The organism is Curtobacterium sp. MWU13-2055, from assembly GCF_023242305.1.
GTDB lineage: Bacteria > Actinomycetota > Actinomycetes > Actinomycetales > Microbacteriaceae > Curtobacterium.
This window is the reverse complement of sequence record NZ_JALLIO010000001.1, coordinates 158,771-180,509: the sequence shown is the minus strand read 5'-3', so window position 1 is coordinate 180,509 and position 21,739 is coordinate 158,771. Positions and strand designations below refer to the sequence as shown.

Here is a 21,739-nt window from a genome sequence, read left to right as displayed (position 1 = left end):
GGTCGTTCCTCGTTCTCGGGGATGGCGGTGTGTGCAGCGTACGGTCAGCGGGCGGCGGAACCGGGTCAGCCGGGCGCGGGTTCCGGATCGGGCTCGCCCGGATCGGACGGCTCCGGCTCGGGGTCCGGCACCGGCGCTGCTGCGATCGGGAACGCATCGGTCGTGGCGTCGGACTTCTGCGAGCTCGAGCCGTCCGTCGCGGTGACCGTCGCTCGGACCTTGACGGAGCTCGCGCCGAGTGGCGGAGTCGGCGCGGGTTCCCCGGCGTTCCAGCTGTCGGTCCCGCGGAAGATGTTGCCGTCCTCGTCGAAGTACCAGTACGCGGTGTAGCGCACCGAGATCCCGGAGCCGCTCGGCCCCGTCACCGCGATCGGCTGTCCCTGCTGGGCGGCGGTCACCGAGAGGTTCGAGTCGAGGGCCGTGGCGTTGCCCGTCCACGATTGGTCGTCGGACGTGCAGAACGTGCTGCCCGGTCCGCCGCAGGCACGCAGGAGCATCTGCGCGGACACGTTGCGCGCTCCGGACCCCGGCACGCCTGTCCAGGTCTGGCCCGGCTGCAGCGTGATCGGCTGCCCGCCGGTCTCGAGCTGGTAGTGGTGCGCGTTCCGCGAGGGAGCCGTGACGCTGACGTTCCAGAGGTTCGTCCCGACCTGCACGACGTCGACGGAGGGTCGTCCGGTCCCCGTGGGACGTTCGTACGTCACCGCGTCCGTGTACTCGACGTTGCAGAAGTAGCCGTTCGACACGGTCACGGCGTACCGCGTCGACCCGCCGCCGACGCCGTCGTCGCGCGTCGGGCTCGACGAACCGATCGAGCCGGACGGGGTGGCAGCGCAGTCGACGTTGCCCGAGCGGAACACCCCGTACCGCAGTCCGGACCCGCCTGCCGCGTCGGGAGCACCCCAGGTCACGGTCACGGTCGACTTCCCCGAAGAGTCCGCCTGCTCACCGGCGACGGCTCGGACGTTCGTCGGCTTGCCGGGCGTCCCGACGGCCGTGCCCGTGGCCGATGCCGAGTTCCACTGCACGACCGTGCCGTTGCGGTCCGCGTCGTTCCGGGCCGAGATCGTCACCTTGTACTGCGCGGCGCTCTGGGCTCCGGTGAACGAGGTGCTCGTCGCCGTGCCGGTGTGCCGGGTACCGGACAGCCCCGGTCCCTCGATGGTGACGATGTAGTCGTCGACCGCGCTGCCGCGGTTCGGAGCGGGCACGGCCTTCCACGCGACGTCGAGCTGGTTCGGGGTCGACCCGTTCGGTGTGACGGTGATGCCCTTCGGCGGCGCCGGCACGTAGTCGGCGCTGATCGGGGCCGAGCTGCCCGACGGCTTCGAGTCGCCGATCGCGTTGGTGGCGGTGACCTGGAAGCGGTACGACGCCTTCGGGTCGAGGCCCGTCAGGGTGCAGACCGTGGCGGTGCCGCAGTTCTTCGCGACGCCGTTCGTGCCGGTGACGCGGTACCCGGTGATCGGCGAGTTGTTGCCCTGCGGGGTCGACCAGGTCAGCGTGGCCTGGCCACCGTCGTAGGACCCGGTCCGGGTGGGCGTGCCGGGGGCGTCGGGGACGTCCTGCACCGAGATCGTCACGTCGCCCCACACGTAGCGGTCCGGGTCGTTCGTGGCGTCGGCGACCTGGTACTGCAGGTGGGCGTCCACCGGCTTGGCGCTGTCGGAGACGCGGACCTGCAGACGGGTGCGGTCGCCGCTCGGGGTCACGGAGACGCCGCTCGGCAGCCCGCCGGACAGACCACGGATGTTCACGACGCGCAGCCGCTGTCCGGGGAACGGGTTCGTCGGCTGGTCGTTCGTCAGGACGTCGATGGTGGTCGTCGCACCGCGCTTGGTGATCGACCGGTCGGCGCCGGGTTGCACGAGCGGACGCGTCGAGGCCACGATGCCCACGGTCACGGTGCCGGCACGTCCGGCGTTCGCGTCGTCCTGCACACCGATGCCGATCGACGCCGTGGTGTTCTTCTTCGCGGTGTCGGCGACCGCGATGGTCAGTTGCTGCCTGGAGATCGTGGCGGTGGTGCCGGCCGCTGGACGGCCGACGACGGAGTAGCGCAGCTCCGGCAGGTCCTTCGGGTACGGGTAGTCGGTGAGCTTCGTCAGGTCGACGGTGCGCGTCTCACCAGGCTGCATCTCGACCGCCGAGCCGGTGAACGCCGGCGGCTGGTTCGACCGCGGCGTCACGGTGACCGGGAGCACGAGCGTCGCGACCCGACCCTTCCCGCCGTTGGCCGCAGAACCGTCCGTGACCTCGAACGAGATGGACGCGTTGCCGTAGTACAGCTTCGACGAGGTGAACTGCAGCGTCGACGAGTCCACGACCAGGCTCTGGCCGTTCGCGTGCGTCGCCTTCACCGTGCCGCGGTCCGTGATCGTCGCCGTCTGGCCGTTCGCGGTCACGACGTAGTCCTCGAGCGGGATCCGGACCGTCGCCTCGCTCTTCACGGTGACGGCACCGGCCGAGCGGTTGATCTGCGGCAGGGCGTCGTCGAACCCGGGGACGTTGATGAAGCCGTAGGACACGATGTCGGGGTGGTCGACCCGTGCGACCGAGAACGGGATGACCTGGGACTCGTCGGTGAGCCGGACCGTGATCCGTCCGTCGTCGGTGAGCCGTGCGGTGTCGCCGTAGCCGTCGACGATCCCGACCTGCAGGTCGGCAGCGGTGCCCTCGGCGAAGAAGACGTTCTCGAGCACGTCGACGGTCACGCTCTCGCGCCGCAGGATGTCCTGCAGGTCGAGGGTCGTGTCGTCGACCTCGGGGCGGAGGGGTTGCGCGTCCGGGTCGACCGTGACGGTGAGGAACGCGGTGCTCGATCCCCCGCTGGCGTTCGCCACCGTGTAGAGCACGGCGTAGTCGCCCGACTTCGCGGTCTTCGGGGGTGTGACCCGGATCTGCTGCTTCCGCAGGATCTTCGCCGACACGTCGTCCGCGGTGGGCTCGGCCGCCGACACGGTGAGCTGGCCGCCCTCGGGGTCGGAGTCGTTCTGCAGCACCCGCACGGTCACCGAACCGCCGGGCCGGATGGTCACGTGGTCGGCCTCGGCGACGGGGTTCGACGCCTGTTCGGCACGGGGGGCGATGCCCACGCGGACGGTGCCGGTGGCACGTGCGCCCAGGGCGTCGACCACCGTGTAGGTGAACTCGTCGGTGCCGGCCGAGTAGTCGCCGGCCTCGTAGGTCAGCGCGTCGGACGCGACGTCGGTGACGGAGCCCTTGTCCGGGTTCGACCCGACGCCGACGAGCTGCACCGAGTCGCCGTCCGGGTCGATCCCGTTCAACGGCACCGAGATCCGCACCGACGAACCGGCCACGACCCGGGCGGTCACGGTCTGCGGAACCGGCGGGTTGTTCGTCGCCGCGTCCCGTTCGCGCACCGAGATCGAGACGGCGGCGTCGGCGTACTGGCCGTCCGGACCGGCGACCCGGTAGACGGCGGTGTAGTTGCCGGGGGTCTTCGGCGCGAGGTAGCGCAGGTGGTCGCCCGAGGCGAACAGCAGACCGCCGTCGCCGGGCACGTTCTGCACGAGCTCGGGCTCGAGGATCAGGGGCTCGCCCTCGGGCTGGGTGTCGTTGTCGAGCACGTCGATGTTCGCGACGTCGCCGACCCGGACGGTCGCGCTGTCGGGCTGGGCGACGGGCGGCTGGATCCGGTCGGGCTTGGGGATCTCGACGACGGTGATCGTGCCGGTGGACGACGCCAGGCCGTTCGTCTCGGTGTACCCGAACGACACCGGCCCGTCGAGCGGTGCGGTCAGCGTGACGCGAACGGTGTGCTGGTCGAGGATGCTCGCCTGGACTCCGCTGCCCCGCACCGGTCCGTCGAGGGCGGTGACGAGCAACACCCCGCCCGCCGGGTCGATGTCGGTCGCGGTGACGTCGGTGTCCTTGCTCGACAGCGTGTTGACGAAGACCGTCTTCGGGGTCGTGATGGGCGCGGTCGAGGCGTCCGGCGGCGCGAGGATCGTGACCCGGACGATGCCGCTCGACGTCTTCACACCGTCGGTCACGGTGTACTCGAGCTGGTGGTCGCCGGCACTCGCCCCCTGCACCCGGAACGTGCCCGCGTCGTAGCTCGGGGTGACCGTCAGCCCCGCCGACGACGACACGCTCGTGAGGGTCACGGTGCCGTTGCCGCCGCGGACGTGGTCGAGCGGCTCCACCGTGAAGGCCTTGCCGGCGTAGCCCTGCACCGGGAACGGGTCGGCACGCAGCGGCACACTCCCCTGCTTCGCCACGCGCACGGTCACCGAGCCACGGCCGTCGGCGCGTCCGTCGCTCACGACGAGCTGGACGGCACGGTCGCCCGTGCGGCCGCTGTCCGCACGGAAGTCGAGCAGGCCGTCCGGGGTGGTCGACACCCGGTCGCCGTCCGAGGCGGTCGCGGACTTCAGGTACACCGGGTCGCCGTCGGGGTCGACCCAGTCGCCGAGCACGCTGCTGACGACGTGTCCGTTCTGCACCACGTCCGCCGAGGTGTCGCGCACCTGCCGCGGGGCCTCGTTCTGCGAGTCCGGCCGCACCGTGACGCGGACGGTCGCGGTGTCGGATCCGCCGTTGCCGTCGGTGATCGTGTACGGGAAGGTCACGGTGCCGGTTGCGCGCGACGACAGCGTGACCTGCAGCCGTTGGCCGTCGGCGACGATGGCGACGCGGCCGGCGGACTCCGAGATGGACCCGACCTCGCTCACGATGATCGGGTCACCGTTCGGGTCGTAGTCGTTGAGCAGGACCGGGAGGCTCGTGGTGCGTCCCGGACGAGCGCCCAGGTCGTCGTCCACCGCCACCGGCGGCTTCTGGTCCTTGTCGACCTCGGGGTCGTCGTCGGAGACCTGCTCCTGCTGCTGCTCGTCGTCCTGCTTGATGAGGTCGGCCCAGTTGTCGATGAGCTGGCCGCTGCGGTCGATCGCCCAGGAACGACCGCTCGACGGGTCGTTGGCGACGACGGTCTGCCCGTTGTGCAGGATCTGCATCGTGCTGGTCCCGCCGGTGCTCGCGAGCCGCTGGAGCGCGTTGCCGTCGCAGGTGTCGATCGCCTGGCCACCGGCCCACGCCGCGTAGGTGCAGGACCCGTCGACGTAGGGGCGCGCCGCACGTCCGGACACCTGGAGCGCGGTGGCGTCGACGGACCCCGAGGCGCTGACCCGAACGAGTCCGGCGGTACCCGCGACGGTGACGTCGGACGAGGTGTCCGACGATCGCTGGAGCGCGGGTGACGCGCCGACCCGGTCGCCGAGCTCCACGGTGCGGCTGTCGATCGACAGGGCGCCGCTGGTGCGGTCGAGCACGGCCAGGTGGCCGTCGAAGGTCGCGACCTGGAAGTCGTCGGTGCGGTCCATGTCGACCTTCCACCGCTGGTCGACGGACAACGTCGACCCGACGTCGACGAGCGATGCCGTGCCGGTCTTCGCCGAGTACACCGCGACGTGTCCGCCCGAGGCGTCGAAGACGGTGTCCGCCCCGAGCGTCAGGTCGGCCTTGGTCGAGGCGTCGAACTCGGCGAGGTCGGCAGCGGGCGTCGCCCACAGCTCGCCGGTGTCCTGGTTGCCGATCACCGCGGTGTCCCCCGCGAAGAAGACCTGGGGTGTCCCCGCGGGCAGGGTCACGGCGTCGCCGACGGTGGCGTCGGCGACGTCGACCTTGGCCACGGTCCCCTTGGTCTGGTCGACGCTGTAGACCATGGACCCGCGCTGCAGCACGGCCAGGTCGTCGCTCGCGGTCTCGACGGCGGTGTTCAGCTGGAGGACCCCGGTGTTGGCCCGGCCGACCGCTCCGTACTCGGCGGAGGGCACCCAGACGGTGCCGTCCCCGAGGTCGACTCGTTGCGTGTGGTACCCGGTCGAGACGATCGCGGTCGTCGCGACGACCGCGGCGACCAGGACGGAGACCCCGGTGGTGACGGCGGCGGATCGGTGCTTCGCGAGGAGCGCGCGGATCACCCGGCGCTCCCGACGGTCGCGCACTTCTGCGCGCTCGCTGCACCGGTCTTGCCGTCGCGGTTGACGGCGACCGCGATGCACTCCTCGTCGCCGCGCTGCCCGGAGACGACGAACGTGGTGCCGGTCTGCTGGCTGGACGCGCCGTTCGACGAGATGACGTAGGTGTCGCCGCTCTTCAGGCCCGGGTCCGCCCACGAGAACGACACCGACTGCGCCGAAGGCTGTGCGCGGACGTCCGCCACCACGGGGATCGCCCCGGCGCCGAGCCGCCCGACGACGACCACGGTCGCGATGGCGAGGGCAGCGACCACGACGACGGCGAGGGACGTCGCCCAGACGAGCGTCGACCGGGTGCGTCGACGAGCACGTGTGACCGATCCGGTGCGATGGACGGTGCCGACGCTCTGCGAACCGCCGGCGACGACGCCGCCCTGGACCGCGCGACGGGTGCGGCGGCGGGCGCCGACCCGCGACGGCGGCTGGAGCTCGCGGATCATGGTCCGGTCGCCCTCCGGGGTCGGGGTCGCGATGGCCCACGCCTCGACCGCGACGTCGGCCGCGGTCTGCGCGATCCCGAGCTCGGCCTCGACCTGCTGGAACCCGCGCACGAGTTCGAGCACGGTCGTCGGGCGCGACGGCACCTTGCGGGACAGCGCGGTGGCGAGCAGGCGCTCGAGCGACGGTGGGACGTCGGTCCGACCGGTGGGCTTGACGCCCCCCTTGTCGATCCGGCTCATCAGGTCGCTCGCACCGTTCTTGCCGCCCCGGACCTCGAACGGGCTGCGACCGGCGAGCAGGGAGTACACGGTGGCGGCGAGCGAGTACACCTCGGACTGGATCGTGCCCCGGGACTCGTCGATCAGGACCTCGGGCGCCGACCACGGGATCGACATGCCGATGGGCTCGTCCGGGTCGGTCCCGCCGATGGTGGCCGCGATGCCGAAGTCGGACAGCACGGGGTTGCCGTACGCCGTGAGCAGGATGTTCGACGGCTTGATGTCACGGTGGAGCACGCCTTCGCGGTGGGCGGTCTCGAGGGCGGACCCGATCCGCACGCCGATCGAGAGCACCTCGGACACCGGGATCGGCTCCCGCCGGTACCGCTCGCTGAGCGATGAGGAGCACAGCTCCATCACCAAGTACGGACGTCCGTCGGCCGCGACGCTCGCCTGGAACACCGTCAGGATCGACGGGTGGGTGCTGAGCCGCGCCATCAGGTTGGCCTCGGCCTGGAACATCTGCCGGACGCGGTCGTCGACGACCTCGTCGAGCAGGACCTTCACCGCGACCTGACGACGCGGCATGTCCTGCTCGTAGAGGAAGACATCGGCGAAGCCACCGGAACCGAGGACGTGCACGGGGCTGAAGCCGCCGATCACGGGCGGGTTGGACGGCAGGCGACGCGCCATCGACATCTCCTCCCCGGCCGAGCGGCCAACTCTCTCGTCGTGGCACAGTCATTGTACGAAGCGCCGGTGACCGTCGATCCGCACACCGACCACCTGTGGACGGGCGCACTCCCCCAGTTCGGGGGGTCCTGTGCCGACGGTCAGTGCCGCGGCAGGGTGTCCTCGAGGTCGCCGTCGTCCGGGGCGGCGTCGACCTGGAGCACCACGACGGTGACGTTGTCGCGGCCCCCGGCGACGACCGCGTCGCCGACGAGGCGTTCGGCGAGTCCCTGCGCACCGGCTTCCCGTGCCGCGATGCGCGCGATGCCGGCGTCGCCGAGCTCCTTCGTCAGGCCGTCGGAGCAGACGATGTACCGGTCGCCCGCGCGGAGCGGCAGGGTCCACCAGTCGGGCGCCGGCGGTTCGCCGAACCCGACCGCGCGGGTGATGACGTTGCTGTCCGGGTGCTGTTCGGCGTCCTCGGCCCGCAGCAGCCCGGCGTCGACCATCTCCTGCACCACGGAGTGGTCCACGGTGACGCGGCGAAGCACGCCGTCCTCGATCCGGTAGGTCCGCGAGTCGCCGACGTTGAACACGAGGGCCGCCGGCTGCCCGAGCGACGCGACCAGGGCGATGCCGGTCACGGTCGTGCCCGCTCCGATCGCGTTGCCGCCGGCTGCGCGCTCGATGTCGGCCGTGGCGAGGAGCAGCGCCCGCTGGATGCCCTGCCGCGTGGTGAAGGGCTCCTGCGTCACCTGCTCGAGTCGACGCACGACGGCGTCGCTCGCGCGGTCGCCGGCGAGGTGTCCGCCCATGCCGTCGGCGACGACGAAGAACGGCGCCCCGACGATGTAGCTGTCCTCGTTGTGGTCACGGCGACGACCGACGTCGGTCGCGGCTCCCCACGAGAGCGTCAGGGTGGCGCCGTCGGCACCGGGGACGTCGATGGCGTGCGCAGTCGCTGCTCGGCCGAGTTCGGTCACGTTTCAGGATCGCTCTCTGGGGGGTCGGGGCGTGCCGTGTGCTGTCTGGTCGGTGGGCCACGGGGGAACCGGTGGGAACCCGTCCGCCGTCGGTGCGACCCGGAGGTACGGCGAGAGGACCTCGATGGCGTTGCCGTCACCGACCTCGACTACCGTACCCGTCAGCGCGACGATCGACGCACCCGATGCCATGCGGTACACCGGCGCGCCGGCCGGTCGGACGACGGTTCCGTTCGTGGACCGCAGGTCCTGCACCACGACGGCTTCGCCCTCGGCGTGGATGCGGACGTGCGAGGACGACACCTGCCCGTTGGCGGACCGCACCGTCACGAGCTCCGGTTCGGGGCCACTGGTGATCCGCGGCAGCGACGGACGCCGTCCGATGACGACCGGGTGGTCCAGTCGGAAGGTGCGGTCGCCGATGCGGATCGACGGCACGCGCGCCGCGGGCGCGGCAGGGACGGACGGGAGGCCCGTGGCGGCTCCGGCGGGCACGCTCGGTCCGGCGGCGCTCCGGACACGGGCGCGGACGACCGTGTCCTCCGGGTCGGCTCCGTCGTCGGCAGGGTCGTCGGCTCCGTCGTCGGTACGGCCACCGACCGGTTCGGACGGTTCCGTGCGCGGCCGGATGACGGTGTCACCGAGCACGTCGTCGAAGCGATCGCCGTCACCGGCACCGCGGGGTCGCCGGATGACGGTGTCCTCGATGTCGTCGTCGCGCAACCGGAGCCCTTCGGATGTGGTGTCCTCCACCGTAGACGATCCGGTCGACCCGTCGCACCGTACCGACGGCCGCCCGCACCGGTCACGATCGGTGCCGGTCTCGACGGGGTCCGGCCCACGTCGGCGCGCTGCCGGCCAGGACCGACCGCAGGACCAGCCCGGCGAGCGGGTCGTCGGCACGGGTCTCGAGGGCGTAGCGCGCCCGTGTCTCGGCGCGGGCCGACGACCCGAGCGCCCACGCACACCAGGCCCCGAGTGCGAGCGCACCGGCGGCTCCGGCCGTACTGTCCGCCTGACCACCCTCGGCGCGCCAGACCCGCCAAGCCTCGGCACACCGGTCGCCGGCCGTACGCAGACGAGCACGGTCCGGTTCCGGCCCGAGGCCGTGCAACGCCGGCGGCGTCGGGTCGTCGAACGGGTCGAACCCCCGGATGGCCCGCGGATCCGGCTGGTCCCGGGCGGCCAGGAACGGGATGAGCGCCATGCGGGTCGACAGCGCACCGCAGGCGGTGACGATCGCGATCGCGCCGACGCGGGAGCCAGCGCCGACGCCGGACGTGACCAGCGCTGCGGCCGCTGCCGGGAGGGTGACCGCCGCCGCGATCTCGCGAGGGAACCGGACTGCGGTGTGGTCGGGGGTGTGTGCCGTCAAGGGGATCATGCACGCCATCGAAGCGTGATCCGGGCCTCCAGTCAGGCACGAACCGACCACCTGTGGACAGCAGCGCCCCGGCCCGACCTGTGGAGGACGGACCGGGGCGATGGTCAGACGGTGACGGGCTCCAGGCTCTCGGCGACCAGGTCCCAGCCGGAGTCGCTGCGTTCGACCACGACGCCGTTCGCGGCGGCCCAGTCGACCAGGTCGTCCATGGTCGCGACGACCGCTCCGGTGCGCGCGAGCAGCGCGACGAGTCGGCCCTTCGCCGTCTTGTTCCAGTGGTTCAACGCCCGCCGCCGACCGGAGCCGTCGATGCTCACGACGCGCGGGGCGACCGCCTCCGGGACGGGACCGAGCTGGCGGTAGCCCTCGGACCGGAGGTCGAGCACCAGGCCGTCCGCCCGATCGGCCAGGACCCGGGACGAGGCCGCAGGCCAGTGCGACGCCAATCGGACCGTCCCGAGCCGGGAGTCGTGCGACAGGCGGTACGCCGGGATCGGGTCACCAGCACCGATCGGTCCGAACATGGCCGACTGCACGACCACGTGGTCGTGCCACCACGCCCGCGTCGACGCGTCGGCGGTCTGCGCGCCGAGGGGGTCGTAGAGCACCCCCGTGTAGCGCTCGATCGCCGGCATCGTGCCCGACGTGTCGAGTTCGAGATTGCGGAACCGTTCGGCGATCGACTTCGGGCCGAGCTTCAGAGCCGTCCTGGCCGAGGACTCCCCGGAACTGACAGAGCGGGCCGCGGTGATCACCGCGGCCCGCTCTTCGGCCAGTTCCGGGAACGAGAGTGCACGCAGATCGAGCGTGCGGCTCGTGTCCCCACCCTCCCGCTTCGTCTCCGAAGGCGGGAGGAGGACGGTCAGTCCGGTCAGGACGCCAGCGCGGCCTGCCGCGCGACGATCGTCACCGTGTCGTGCTCCACCGACAGGAAGCCGTCTTCGGCATCGACCGCGACGGTCGACCCATCGGCCCGCGTGATGCGGACCTGACCCTGCGCGAGGATCGCGAGCATCGGCTCGTGTCCCGCGAGGATGCCGATCTGGCCCTCTGTCGTGCGTGCGACGACCATGGTGGTGTCGCCCGACCAGACCTCACGGTCGGCCGAGACGACGCTCACGTTGAGACCCGCCATGTCAGCGGTTCTCCTTCTGGATCTGTGCCCACTTCTCTTCCACGTCGTTGATGCCACCGACGTTGAAGAACGCCTGCGTCGCAACGTGGTCGAACTCGCCGTCGGCGATGGCGCGGAAGGACTCGATGGTGTCCTTGAGCGGCACCGTGGAGCCCTCGACGCCCGTGAACTTCTTCGCCATGTACGTGTTCTGCGAGAGGAACTGCTGGATACGACGAGCGCGCTCGACCGTGATCTTGTCCTCTTCGGAGAGCTCGTCGACACCGAGGATGGCGATGATCTCCTGCAGTTCCTTGTTCTTCTGGAGGATCTGCTTGACGCGCGTGGCCGTCTCGTAGTGGTCGGCGCCCAGGTACCGCGGGTCCATGATCCGCGACGTCGAGGTCAGCGGGTCGATCGCGGGGTACAGACCCTGCGACGCGATCTCACGCGAGAGCTCGGTGGTCGCGTCGAGGTGCGCGAACGTGGTGGCCGGAGCCGGGTCGGTGTAGTCGTCAGCCGGCACGTAGATCGCCTGCAGCGAGGTGATCGAGTGACCACGCGTCGAGGTGATGCGCTCCTGGAGCACACCCATCTCGTCGGCGAGGTTGGGCTGGTAGCCCACGGCGGACGGCATGCGACCGAGCAGCGTCGAGACCTCGGAGCCGGCCTGCGTGAAGCGGAAGATGTTGTCGATGAAGAGGAGCACGTCCTGCTTCTGGACGTCGCGGAAGTACTCCGCCATCGTCAGCGCCGACAGGGCCACGCGGAGACGCGTTCCCGGCGGCTCGTCCATCTGGCCGAACACGAGGGCCGTCTTGTCGAAGACCCCCGCCTCTTCCATCTCACCGATGAGGTCGTTGCCCTCACGGGTGCGCTCACCGACACCGGCGAACACCGACACACCGCCGTGGTCCTGCGCAACGCGCTGGATCATCTCCTGGATGAGGACCGTCTTGCCGACGCCCGCACCACCGAAGAGGCCGATCTTGCCACCCTGCACGTACGGGGTGAGGAGGTCGATGGACTTGATGCCGGTCTCGAACATCGAGGTCTTCGACTCGAGCTGGTCGAAGGCCGGGGCCTTGCGGTGGATCGGCCAGCGCTCGGTGATCTCGAGCTTCTCGTCCGTGTTGAGCACGTTCCCGAGGACGTCGAAGACCTTGCCCTTGGTGACGTCGCCGACGGGGACCGAGATCGGAGCGCCCGAGTCACGGACCTCCTGGCCACGGACCAGGCCGTCGGTCGGCTTCAGGGAGATGGCACGGACCAGGTCGTCGCCCAGGTGCTGGGCGACCTCGAGGCCGATCTCCTGCGACGAGTCACCGATGGTGATGGTCGTGAACAGGAGGTTGTACATCTCCGGGATTGCGTCGTGGGGGAACTCGATGTCGACGACGGGACCCGTGACACGGGCGATCCGGCCGACACCGGGCGCCGACGACGTCTCGACCGCGGTGGTTGCGGTGTCGGTCATGGCTGGTGCCTTCCTGAGGGTGGGTATCTGTCCGCGAACGACGCGGACTACTTCTTCTTCGACGAGAGGGCGTCGGCGCCGCCGACGATCTCGGAGATCTGCTGCGTGATCTCCGCCTGACGCGCGTTGTTCGCGAGTCGGGTGAAGTCACGGATCAGCGAGTCCGCGTTGTCGCTGGCCGCCTTCATCGCCTTCTGACGCGCGGCGTGCTCGGAAGCAGCCGACTGCAGCATGGCGTTGAAGATGCGGCTCTCGATGTAGACCGGGAGCAGCGAGTCGAGCACCGCATCGGCGTCCGGCTCGAACTCGTAGAGCGGCAGGGGCTCGTTGCCCTCGGGCTCCTCGACCCCTTCGACGACCTCGAGGGGCAGCAGGCGAACGACCTGCGGCTCCTGCGTCGCCATGCTGAGGAACCGGTTGAACACGATGTGGATCTCGTCCACGCCGCCCTCTGCGGTGTCCTGGAGGAACTTCGCCACGACGGCGTCGCCGATCTCCTTGGCCGTCGAGAACTCGGGCTGGTCGGTGTTGCCGACCCACTGCTGCTCCGACGCGCGCTCACGGAACGCGAAGTACCCGACGGACTTGCGGCCGACCAGGTAGTAGACGACGTCCTTGCCCTCGCTGCGGAGCAGGGAGGCGAGCTCCTCGCCCTGCTTGAGGACGTTCGTGCTGAACGCGCCGTTCAGGCCGCGGTCCGAGGTGAAGAGCACCACGGCCGCACGGGTCGAGGACTCCGGCTCGGTGGTCAGCACGTGGTCGACGTTCGAGAACGTCGCCACGGCCGACACCGCACGCGTCACGGCTCGCGAGTACGGGCCGGACGCAGCCATGCGGGCCTGCGCCTTCTGGATCCGCGACGCCGAGATCAGTTCCATCGCGCGAGTGACCTTCTTCGTGGTCTTCGCGGACTTGATTCGCTGTCGGTAGACCCGGACCTGCGCTGCCATCTAGCGACGACCCTTGACGATCTGCTCCTGGTCGACGTCCTCGGAGTCTGCCGCGTCGAACTGCTCGGAGCCGAGGGTCTTGCCGTCGCTCGTCTGGAAGCTCTTCGTGAACTCGTCGATCTGCTTCGACATCTCGGCGACGGTCTCGTCGCTGAGCTGGTTCGTCTCGCGCAGGGTCGTGAGGACCTCGGAGTTGCGACGCAGGTGGTCGAGCAGTTCGGACTCGAAGCGCAGCACGTCGGGCACCGGGACGGTGTCGAGCTTGCCGTTGGTGCCGGCCCAGATCGAGACGACCTGCTCCTCGACCGGGTACGGCGAGTACTGCGGCTGCTTGAGGAGCTCGGTCAGGCGGGCACCGCGGTCCAGCTGACGACGCGACGCCTGGTCGAGGTCGGACGCGAACATCGCGAACGCCTCGAGGGAGCGGTACTGCGCCAGCTCGAGCTTCAGCGTGCCGGAGACCTTCTTGATCGACTTCACCTGGGCGTCACCACCGACGCGGGACACCGAGATGCCCACGTCGACGGCCGGACGCTGGTTCGCGTTGAAGAGGTCCGACTGCAGGAAGATCTGGCCGTCGGTGATGGAGATGACGTTGGTCGGGATGTACGCCGAGACGTCGTTCGCCTTGGTCTCGATGATCGGGAGACCCGTCATCGAACCGGCGCCGAGCTCGTCGGACAGCTTCGCGCAACGCTCCAGCAGACGGGAGTGCAGGTAGAAGACGTCACCCGGGTACGCCTCGCGCCCCGGCGGACGACGCAGGAGGAGCGACACGGCACGGTAGGCCTCGGCCTGCTTCGACAGGTCGTCGAAGATGATGAGGACGTGCTTGCCGGAGTACATCCAGTGCTGGCCGATGGCCGAGCCGGTGTACGGGGCGAGGTACTTGAAGCCGGCCGGGTCGGACGCGGGGGCGGCGACGATGGTGGTGTACTCCATCGCGCCGGCGTCCTCGAGCGCTCCCTTGACGGAGGCGATCGTGGAACCCTTCTGACCGATGGCGACGTAGATGCAGCGGACCTGCTTGTCCTCGTCGCCGGACTCCCAGTTGGCCTTCTGGTTGATGATCGTGTCGATCGCGATGGCCGTCTTGCCGGTCTGGCGGTCGCCGATGATCAGCTGACGCTGACCACGGCCGACGGGGATCATCGCGTCGATGGCCTTGATGCCGGTCTGCAGCGGCTGGTGGACCGACTTGCGGGCCATGACGCCGGGAGCCTGGAGCTCGAGGGCGCGACGGCCCTCGGCAGCGATCTCGCCGAGACCGTCGATCGGGGCGCCGAGCGGGTCGACGACGCGACCGAGGAAGGCGTCGCCGACGGGGGCGGAGAGGACCTCACCCGTGCGGGTGACCTCCATGCCCTCTTCGATGCCGGCGAACTCGCCGAGCACGATGGCGCCGATCGAGTCTTCATCGAGGTTCTGCGCGAGGCCGAGCGTGCCGTCCGCGAAGCGGATGAGCTCGTTGGCCATGACGCCGGGGAGGCCCTCGACGTGCGCGATGCCGTCGCCGGCGTCGGTGACGTGCCCGACCTCGGCCGTGGAGGCCTTCGTCGGCTCGTAGTTCGAGACGAAGTCCTTCAGGGCATCACGGATCTCATCGGGGCTGATGGTGATGTCTGCCATGGGATTTTCCTTGTGGTTTTCCGGGGCCCTTCGGCTCCGAGAGGGTGACGCTGCCGGACTCGGCAGTTCCCGTTGTGGACTTGGGAGGAGCGGCTTCGACCGTACGCCTAGCCGGCGAGCTGGAGCCGGAGCTCCGAGAGCCGCGTGGACACGGTGCCGTCGATGACGTCGCCGCCGATCTGCACCCGGACCCCGCCGACGACCGTGGGGTCGACGACCTGGTTGATGCTGATGTCCTTGCCGTAACGCTCGGCCAGCCCGCGTGCAACGCGTGCCGACTGGGCGGTCGTGAGTGCCGTGGCGGTGACCACGGTCGCGACGAGCTTGCCGTCCTGTTCGGCCACGATGCGCGAGGCATCGCGGACGAGTTCACCGATGCGGCGGCCGCGAGGCTGCTGCACGAGCGCGGAGACGATCGTCACGGTCTGCTGCGACGCCTTGGGGCCGAGGAGCCGCTCGACGAGCGCGCCCTTCTGCGCCGCGCTGCCGAGCTTCGTGCCGAGTGCCAGCTCGAGGCCGGCGTCCGAACGGACAGCGGTCTCGAAGGCGAACAGCTCGGACTCGATCGGCGAGTCGGTACCCGCGGTGGCGGCGACGGCGCGGATGCCCGCGTCCTCGATGCCGGCGAGCAGGTCCTGGTGCGAGGACCAGCGCGAGCCGGCCACCGCGGTCAGGACCGCACGAGTCGCGTGCGACTGACCGGCGAAGACGCGGTCGATGAGGACCTTCTTGCCGGCCGGGTCGGCGGTCGGGTCGGACAGCAGCCCGAGCAGCTGCGGCGCACCGGCGATCGCACGCCCGGAGGCGAGGATCTCGGCACCCACGGCCAGGTCGGCGCTCGAACCGAGGTCCGAGAGCACCGCCCTGGTGGACGCGAGTGCTTCTCTGGTAGCGCTGCGCATGCTCAGTGCTCCCCCGTCTTCGTGGCCTGCGAGGCCTCGAGGTCGGCGAGGAAGCGGTCGACGACTGCCGACGACTTGGCGTCGTCCTTGAGCGATTCGCCGATCACACCGGACGCGAGGTCGAGGGCAAGGGTGCCCACCTCGGACCGGAGCGACTGGACGGCGCTCTGACGCTCGGCTTCGATCTGCGCCTGGGCGTTGGCCGTGATGCGTGCTGCATCGGCCGCTGCCTGCTCGCGGACCTCGTTGCCGATCGCCGTGGCGTCGGCGCGGGCCTGCTCACGGATGCGGGACGCCTCGGAGCGGGCGTCGGCGAGCTGCTTGTTGTACTCGTCGAGCGCAGCAGCGGCCTGCTCCTGAGCAGCCTCTGCCTTCTTGATGCCACCCTCGATGGCCTCAGTGCGCTCATCGAGCATCTTCGTGATGCGCGGCGTGACGACACGCCACATCACCACGAGGATGATGAGGAAGGCCACCGCGGACCACACGATGTCGTACACCGGCGGAATGAGGGGGTTGTGCGTCTCCTCCGCCGCGATGATGAGTGCGTTGTGCATCGAGGAACCTTAGTTGGTGAAGATGAAGTACGTGGCGATGCCGATGAAGGCCAGGGCCTCGGTGAAGGCGATACCGATGTACATGAGGGTCGTCAGGCGGCCCTGGAGCTCGGGCTGGCGGGCGACGGACTCGATCGTCTTGCCGACGACGATGCCGACACCGATGGCCGGGCCGATCGCAGCGAGGCCGTAGCCAACCGTCGCGATGTTGCCGTTGATCTCCGCGAGAACGGTCGTTGCGTCCACGTGTTTTCCTTTCGAGGTGCGGGTCCGACGGTTGCCGGTCCCGTAGGGGGTCAGTGAGGAATCAGTGCTCGTCAGCCAGCGCCAGCTGGATGTAGACGGCGGTGAGGAGCATGAAGACGTAGGCCTGCAGCAGCGCGACGAGGATCTCGAAGAAGCTGAACGCGATGCCGAACGCGAGGGTCCCGACACCGAAGGCCTTGAAGCCGAGCGAAGCGTCGAAGAAGAAGAACTGCGTCGCCGAGAAGAACAGGACGAGCAGCAGGTGCCCGACGACCATGTTCATCAGGAGTCGCAGGGTGAGCGTCACCGGACGGAGCACGAAGGTCGAGACGAGCTCGATCGGCGTCACGATGATGTAGAGGAACCACGGCACCCCGGGCGGGAAGAGCGAGTTCCGGAGGAACGTGCCCGGGTGCTTGCGGAGGCCGGCGTAGATGAACGCGACGTAGGCGACGATCGCGAGGATCATCGGCATCGCGATGCGACTGGTGCCGGCGAGGTTCATGCCCGGGATCAGACCGGTCAGGTTCATGAACAGCACGCCGAAGAAGATCGTCGCCAGGAGCGGCAGGAATCGCTTGCCGTCCTTCTCTCCGAGGTTGTCGAAGGTGTTGCGACGAACGACGTCGAACGCGTACTCGATGAACGCCTGACCGCGGTTCGGGACGAGCTTCAGCGCGCGGGTTCCCACGAAGGCGAACACCAGGAGCACGGCGACGGCGAAGAAGCGGATGAGGACGACCCGATCGATCTCGAACGGCGTCCCTGCGAAGAAGATCGCATCCGGGAAGAACTCGTTGATCGACGGACCATGGAACTCGGCGGCCTTGCTGCTCCCCGCCGCAACGGTGTCAACCGCAGCAGAGAGGGACAGGGGAAGAGCGTGGGATAGCAGCGCTGTCTCCTGTGTCGGCGCGCGCACATCATGGCACGCGATGGTGGACGTTGTGGAGGCTTGCCCGCTCCGAGCGAAAGGCTCCGGTGGCGGACTCCGAGAAGCCTATCAGGTGCGAGAGGCTTCCCGGCTTCTCAGTTGCGGGGGGTCGGGTTCTCAGCGTCCGCGGAGCCACCGGACCCGTCGCCGGGCAGCTGCACGCCGATCGGGATGCGCGCTTTCGCCACCGCGACGACGTCGATGACCAGGGACCCGACGACCCCCGCGATGATCACGATCGCGAGCACCGGGAAGTCCACCCAGGTGCGGTCCTTCAGCGCCACCAGCAGCACGATGAACACGATGAACTTGAGCAGCCAGGTGCCCATCACGATGCCGAAGAAGGCCCCGGAGATCATCTGCCCCTTGGACACGCGCAGCGCGACGAGGACACTGACCGCGGTGAGGCCGAGGAACACCACGCTGAGCACGGCTCCGAGCAGGCCGCCGACGAGCCCGGGAGTGTCGGCGACGAGCAGCCCCACGACTCCCCCGACGATCGCCAGGGCGACCGCGAGCACGGCGCCCCACGTGATGATGCGGCGGAACACCGGCCGGACGTGGTCGAGCGCGTTCGGTGCGGTCACGTGATGTCTCCTGGGATCGTGCGGTCGTTGGCGGCCCGGTCGAGCGGGTCGAGGCTGGCGTCCACCACGGCGGCGGAACGGTTGGCGGTCTGGGCGGCGATCTCGGTGCGCTTCCGGCCGAGCGGCGCGAACGTGGCGACGGCGCACACGGTGAAGCCGACCGCGACGAAGGCGACCACCCAGTACCAGTCCACGAACAGGAACAGCAGGCACCCGACCGCGACGGTGGCGGTCCACGCGTAGAAGATCAGGACGGCGTGGAAGTGCGAGTGCCCCATGTCGAGCAGACGGTGGTGCAGGTGCTTGCGGTCGGCCGAGAACGGTGACTTGCCAGCGCTGAGCCGCCGGGTGACCGCCAGGCCGAAGTCCAGGATCGGCACGATCAGGATCGCGAAGGGCAGCAGGATCGGGATGAACGCCGGCAGCAGCGCCTGGCGTGTCTGCACCGCTGCGGGGTCGATGTTGCCCGTGACCGACACGGCGCTGGTGGCCATCAGGAAGCCGACGAGCAGCGCTCCTGCGTCGCCCATGAACAGCTTCGCGGGGTGCCAGTTCAGGATGAGGAACCCGAAGCAGGAGCCGACGAGCACCGCGGTCAGCAGTGATGGCAGGTTGAAGAAGAACTCGGTCTGCACGACCACGCGGTTGATGAAGAACGTGTAGAGGAAGAACACCCCGCCGGCGATGATCGCGACCCCGGCGACCAGGCCGTCGAGTCCGTCGATGAAGTTCACCGCGTTCATCACGAGCACCACCGCCAGCACCGTGAAGATCAGGCTCATGTAGGACGAGCCGACCCCCAGCGTGTTGCCGATCGGCAGCGACACGATCGCGACGCCCTGCCAGGCGAGGATGCCCGCGGCGATGATCTGCCCCGCGAGCTTCGTCATCCAGTCGAGGTCCCAGATGTCGTCCGCGACGCCCAGGACCACGATGATCGTCGCGCCCCCGAGCACCGCCAGCACGCGCCCGGGTTCGGAGAACACGAGCCGGAAGTAGTCGGTCCCCGCGATCGACGGGAACAGGAACCACGCCGCCAACAGCGACACGATGACGCCGATGTACATCGCGATCCCGCCGAGGCGCGGAGTCGGCGTGCGGTGCACGTCGCGCTCGCGGACCTGGGGGTACCACTTGTACTTCAGCCCGAGTTTCCACACCAGCACGCTGACCAGGAAGCTCACGACCGCGGCGATCGCCCCCGCCAGCAGGTAGTACTTCATCCGACGAGGTCGGCTCCGACGACCCGGGTGATCTCGTCGTCGGAGATCACCCCGTGCCGGACGATGCGGAGCTTCCCGCCGTCCGACAGCCCCGTCGCGTCGACGATCGTCGACCCGGTGGAGGCCTCGAAGCCCTCGTGCTCCCCGATCGCGCCGCCGTCCAGGTACACGGCGACGCTGTCGCCGAGCATCCGCTCCGCGGCGTCGACGTCCATCGCGGCCGGGTCGCCGGTCGAGTTCGCGGACGAGACCGCGAGCGGACCGACCTCTTGCAGGAGCTCGAGCGCGATCCGCGAGTCCGGCATCCGCAGGGCGACCGTGCCCCGCGTCTCGCCGAGGTCCCAGTCGAGCGACGGCTGCGCGCGCAGGATCACGGTCAGGCCGCCGGGCCAGAACTCGGCGACGAGGTCGCGCACCTGCTGCGGCACGTCGCTCGCGAGCGCGTCGAGCGTCGGCGGGCCGGGGATCAACACCGGCGGCGGCGACTGCCGCGTCCGGCCCTTCGCGTCGAGCAGCCGCTGGACGGCGGCCGCGTTGAAGGCGTCCGCGGCGAGGCCGTAGACGGTGTCGGTGGGGACGACGACGAGGTCTCCGCGCCCGAGGGCGGCACGTGCGAGCCGCATCCCGGTCAGGAGCCCGTCGGAGTCGGTGCAGTCGTATCGGGATGCCATGACTCGACGATGATAGTGCGACACAATGGAGGACATCGTGAACGAGACCCCTGCGCCCCACCTCCTGTTCCTCTTCGACATGGACGACGTCCTGGTCCGGTACGACTGGCAGGTGCGGATGGCCGCACTCTCCGAGTTCACCGGACACGAGTTCGAGGAGCTCCGACGCCGCTGGTGGGACTGCGGCCACGAGATGCGTGCCGAGGCCGGCGACTTCGCAGACGGCGACGAGTACCTCGCCGCGTTCGAGCGGGCGATGGAGTGCGATGTCCCCGAGTCCGAGTGGGCGCGCATCCGCGGTTCCGCGATGACCGAGCTGCCGGAACGCATCGAGGCCGTCCGGATCGCGAGCGAGCACGGGCGTGTCGGCCTGCTCACCAACAACGGGCCGCTCGCGGGGCGGTGGATCCACCAGTGGGCGCCGTCACTGCCGGGGCTGTTCGGCGAGCACCTGGACACGTCGAGCAACTTCGGCGCCCGCAAGCCCGAGCCCGAGGTCTTCCTCCGCGCGATGGAGCACCACGGCGTGCCCGCCGAACGCACGTTCTTCGCCGACGACATGCCGGAGAACATCGCGGGTGCCCGGAGCGTCGGCATCCACGCGGTCCTGGTCGAGCGCGACACCGACCTGCGCGAGCACGTCCGCGCCTTCGTCGCGCAGCAGCGCGAGGCCTCCCCCGTCGCCTGATCCTTCCCATCACGTTCGCGATGGCAACAAGCAACAGGCGTACCTGGTCGTTCTGAACGGCCAGGTACGCCCGTTTCCGCTCGTTACGGCAACGCACGGCACGACAGACAGCTCGGTAACGCCAAGCACGCCACACGACCGGGAGGCCCGGGGTGCGTCCGCCTACCGGGTCGCGGTGGTCGTGCGGTCGCGACCCGTCAGGTCGACGTGCGTCTCCGGGGTCCGGAACCCCCGACGCGCCAGGACCTCGCGGACGCCGGCGCCCTGCGGCTCGGCGTGCTCGATGACGAGCACCCCGCCGGGCACGAGCAACCGCCACGCCGTCTCGGCCAGGGCGCGCACGGCGTCGAGGCCGTCCGGTCCGCCGTACAGCGCCATCGCGGGGTCGTGGTCGCGGACCTCGGGGTCGATCGGGATCGCGTCGTCCGGCACGTACGGCGGGTTCGACACCACGACGGACACGGTGCCGTCGAGTTCGGGCAGCGCGTCGGCGAGGTCGCCCTCGACGAGTCGCACCGTGCCGCCGTGGGCGTCGGTGTTCCGGCGGGTCCAGGGCAGGGCCTCGGGCGACCGTTCGACGGCGTACACGACGGCGTTCGGCACCTCGGTGTCCATGGCGATGGCGATCGCACCGCTGCCGGAGCCGAGGTCGACAGCGATCGGCGCCGGCACCGCGACGGCTCGGAGCGCGTCGATGCCGAACTGCACGACGCCCTCGGTCTCGGGACGGGGCACGAACACGCCGGGTCCGACCGCCAGGGTCAGCGCTCGGAAGTACGCCTGCCCGGTGATGTGCTGCAGCGGCTCGCGGGTGCTCCGTCGGGCGATCGCGTGCCGGAAGCGCTCGACGTGCTCCGGAGCGATCGCGCCGCCGGTCATCGCGCGGGCCTGTACCGCACCGCGCGAGGTGTCGGTCGCCCACGCGAGCAGCAGCTCGGCGTCGACCTGGGGCGTCGGGACGCCGGACGCGACGAGCGCCGCGGCCGCCTGCTCGAGCAGGCGATCCGCGGCGAACGTGAGGGGCGTGTCGGACACGAGCCGGGCCTCCAGGCGGGGTGAGC

Annotated in this window: 19 protein-coding genes; 1 reads left to right on the top strand and 18 read right to left on the bottom strand. The window is 70.1% G+C overall.

The annotated features are described in order from the left end of the window. Nucleotides 1-65: 65 nt before the first annotated feature. The 17 genes from M4960_RS00795 to M4960_RS00715 form a co-directional block, all read right to left on the bottom strand. A complete protein-coding gene (locus M4960_RS00795; RefSeq protein ID WP_248703241.1) occupies nt 66-5,945 on the bottom strand; it encodes an Ig-like domain-containing protein in 5,880 nt (1,959 codons plus the stop codon). Beyond that, a complete protein-coding gene (locus M4960_RS00790; protein WP_248703240.1) occupies nt 5,942-7,354 on the bottom strand; it encodes a serine/threonine-protein kinase in 1,413 nt (470 codons plus the stop codon). The genes M4960_RS00795 and M4960_RS00790 overlap by 4 nt, the downstream gene beginning before the upstream one ends. A 140-nt stretch (nt 7,355-7,494) precedes the next feature. After that, on the bottom strand, nt 7,495-8,316 hold the full coding sequence (locus M4960_RS00785) for a PP2C family serine/threonine-protein phosphatase (protein WP_123294286.1): 822 nt from the start codon (nt 8,314-8,316) through the stop codon (nt 7,495-7,497). Nucleotides 8,317-8,319: 3 nt separating this feature from the next. After that, on the bottom strand, nt 8,320-9,069 hold the full coding sequence (locus tag M4960_RS00780) for an FHA domain-containing protein (RefSeq protein WP_248703239.1): 750 nt from the start codon (nt 9,067-9,069) through the stop codon (nt 8,320-8,322). 52 nt (nt 9,070-9,121) lie between these two features. After that, on the bottom strand, nt 9,122-9,700 hold the full coding sequence (locus M4960_RS00775) for a hypothetical protein (protein ID WP_248703238.1): 579 nt from the start codon (nt 9,698-9,700) through the stop codon (nt 9,122-9,124). 104 nt (nt 9,701-9,804) lie between these two features. Further along, nucleotides 9,805-10,566, bottom strand: a complete 762-nt coding sequence (locus M4960_RS00770) for a YaaA family protein (protein WP_173168795.1) — start codon at nt 10,564-10,566, stop codon at nt 9,805-9,807. A gap of 5 nt (nt 10,567-10,571) precedes the next feature. After that, complete coding sequence (locus M4960_RS00765; protein ID WP_017885743.1) at nt 10,572-10,835, bottom strand: F0F1 ATP synthase subunit epsilon; 264 nt, start codon at nt 10,833-10,835, stop codon at nt 10,572-10,574. A gap of 1 nt (nt 10,836) precedes the next feature. Further along, nucleotides 10,837-12,291, bottom strand: a complete 1,455-nt coding sequence (gene atpD, locus M4960_RS00760; RefSeq protein ID WP_065959250.1) for a F0F1 ATP synthase subunit beta — start codon at nt 12,289-12,291, stop codon at nt 10,837-10,839. A gap of 47 nt (nt 12,292-12,338) precedes the next feature. Then, entirely contained in the window at nt 12,339-13,241 is a 903-nt protein-coding gene (locus tag M4960_RS00755; protein ID WP_123339744.1) for a F0F1 ATP synthase subunit gamma, read from the bottom strand. After that, a complete protein-coding gene (gene atpA, locus M4960_RS00750; protein WP_123339745.1) occupies nt 13,242-14,870 on the bottom strand; it encodes a F0F1 ATP synthase subunit alpha in 1,629 nt (542 codons plus the stop codon). It abuts the gene before it with no gap. A 107-nt stretch (nt 14,871-14,977) separates the two neighbouring features. After that, nucleotides 14,978-15,772 carry a F0F1 ATP synthase subunit delta gene (locus M4960_RS00745; protein WP_123294281.1) on the bottom strand — a complete coding sequence of 265 codons (795 nt, stop codon included), beginning with the start codon at nt 15,770-15,772 and terminating at the stop codon, nt 14,978-14,980. A 2-nt stretch (nt 15,773-15,774) separates the two neighbouring features. Then, nucleotides 15,775-16,329, bottom strand: coding sequence for a F0F1 ATP synthase subunit B (locus tag M4960_RS00740; RefSeq protein WP_123312395.1), 555 nt, complete (start codon nt 16,327-16,329; stop codon nt 15,775-15,777). 9 nt (nt 16,330-16,338) lie between these two features. Continuing rightward, complete coding sequence (gene atpE / locus M4960_RS00735; protein ID WP_027465781.1) at nt 16,339-16,575, bottom strand: ATP synthase F0 subunit C; 237 nt, start codon at nt 16,573-16,575, stop codon at nt 16,339-16,341. Between the two features lie 61 nt (nt 16,576-16,636). Beyond that, nucleotides 16,637-17,497, bottom strand: a complete 861-nt coding sequence (gene atpB / locus M4960_RS00730) for a F0F1 ATP synthase subunit A (RefSeq protein ID WP_333925860.1) — start codon at nt 17,495-17,497, stop codon at nt 16,637-16,639. A gap of 107 nt (nt 17,498-17,604) precedes the next feature. After that, nucleotides 17,605-18,096: a hypothetical protein gene (locus tag M4960_RS00725; RefSeq protein WP_123294279.1), complete on the bottom strand. Its 492-nt coding sequence runs from the start codon at nt 18,094-18,096 to the stop codon at nt 17,605-17,607. Continuing rightward, a complete protein-coding gene (locus tag M4960_RS00720) occupies nt 18,093-19,319 on the bottom strand; it encodes an MraY family glycosyltransferase (RefSeq protein WP_111083866.1) in 1,227 nt (408 codons plus the stop codon). The genes M4960_RS00725 and M4960_RS00720 overlap by 4 nt, the downstream gene beginning before the upstream one ends. Beyond that, nucleotides 19,316-19,990, bottom strand: coding sequence for an L-threonylcarbamoyladenylate synthase (locus M4960_RS00715; protein ID WP_123312393.1), 675 nt, complete (start codon nt 19,988-19,990; stop codon nt 19,316-19,318). The genes M4960_RS00720 and M4960_RS00715 overlap by 4 nt, the downstream gene beginning before the upstream one ends. 37 nt (nt 19,991-20,027) lie before the next feature. Between M4960_RS00715 and M4960_RS19545 the strand changes: the two genes are divergently transcribed. Beyond that, complete coding sequence (locus M4960_RS19545) at nt 20,028-20,678, top strand: HAD family phosphatase (protein WP_173168653.1); 651 nt, start codon at nt 20,028-20,030, stop codon at nt 20,676-20,678. Nucleotides 20,679-20,840: 162 nt separating this feature from the next. On the opposite strand, the gene prmC is transcribed toward M4960_RS19545, so the two are convergent. Next, nucleotides 20,841-21,713 (bottom strand): peptide chain release factor N(5)-glutamine methyltransferase, encoded by an 873-nt coding sequence (gene prmC, locus M4960_RS00705; protein ID WP_132100274.1) that lies wholly within the window; start codon nt 21,711-21,713, stop codon nt 20,841-20,843. Between the last annotated feature and the right edge of the window lie 26 nt (nt 21,714-21,739).

What these genes read in the sequence shown, in the direction of transcription:
- M4960_RS00745 (WP_123294281.1), bottom strand. Translation starts at nt 15,772, where the DNA reads ATGCGCAGCGCTACCAGAGAAGCACTCGCGTCCACCAGGGCGGTGCTC.
- M4960_RS00740 (WP_123312395.1), bottom strand. Translation starts at nt 16,329, where the DNA reads ATGCACAACGCACTCATCATCGCGGCGGAGGAGACGCACAACCCCCTC.
- M4960_RS00775 (WP_248703238.1), bottom strand. Translation starts at nt 9,700, where the DNA reads ATGATCCCCTTGACGGCACACACCCCCGACCACACCGCAGTCCGGTTC.
- M4960_RS00765 (WP_017885743.1), bottom strand. Translation starts at nt 10,835, where the DNA reads ATGGCGGGTCTCAACGTGAGCGTCGTCTCGGCCGACCGTGAGGTCTGG.
- M4960_RS00715 (WP_123312393.1), bottom strand. Translation starts at nt 19,990, where the DNA reads ATGGCATCCCGATACGACTGCACCGACTCCGACGGGCTCCTGACCGGG.
- M4960_RS00755 (WP_123339744.1), bottom strand. Translation starts at nt 13,241, where the DNA reads ATGGCAGCGCAGGTCCGGGTCTACCGACAGCGAATCAAGTCCGCGAAG.
- M4960_RS00720 (WP_111083866.1), bottom strand. Translation starts at nt 19,319, where the DNA reads ATGAAGTACTACCTGCTGGCGGGGGCGATCGCCGCGGTCGTGAGCTTC.
- atpD (WP_065959250.1), bottom strand. Translation starts at nt 12,291, where the DNA reads ATGACCGACACCGCAACCACCGCGGTCGAGACGTCGTCGGCGCCCGGT.
- M4960_RS00790 (WP_248703240.1), bottom strand. Translation starts at nt 7,354, where the DNA reads ATGGCGCGTCGCCTGCCGTCCAACCCGCCCGTGATCGGCGGCTTCAGC.
- atpA (WP_123339745.1), bottom strand. Translation starts at nt 14,870, where the DNA reads ATGGCAGACATCACCATCAGCCCCGATGAGATCCGTGATGCCCTGAAG.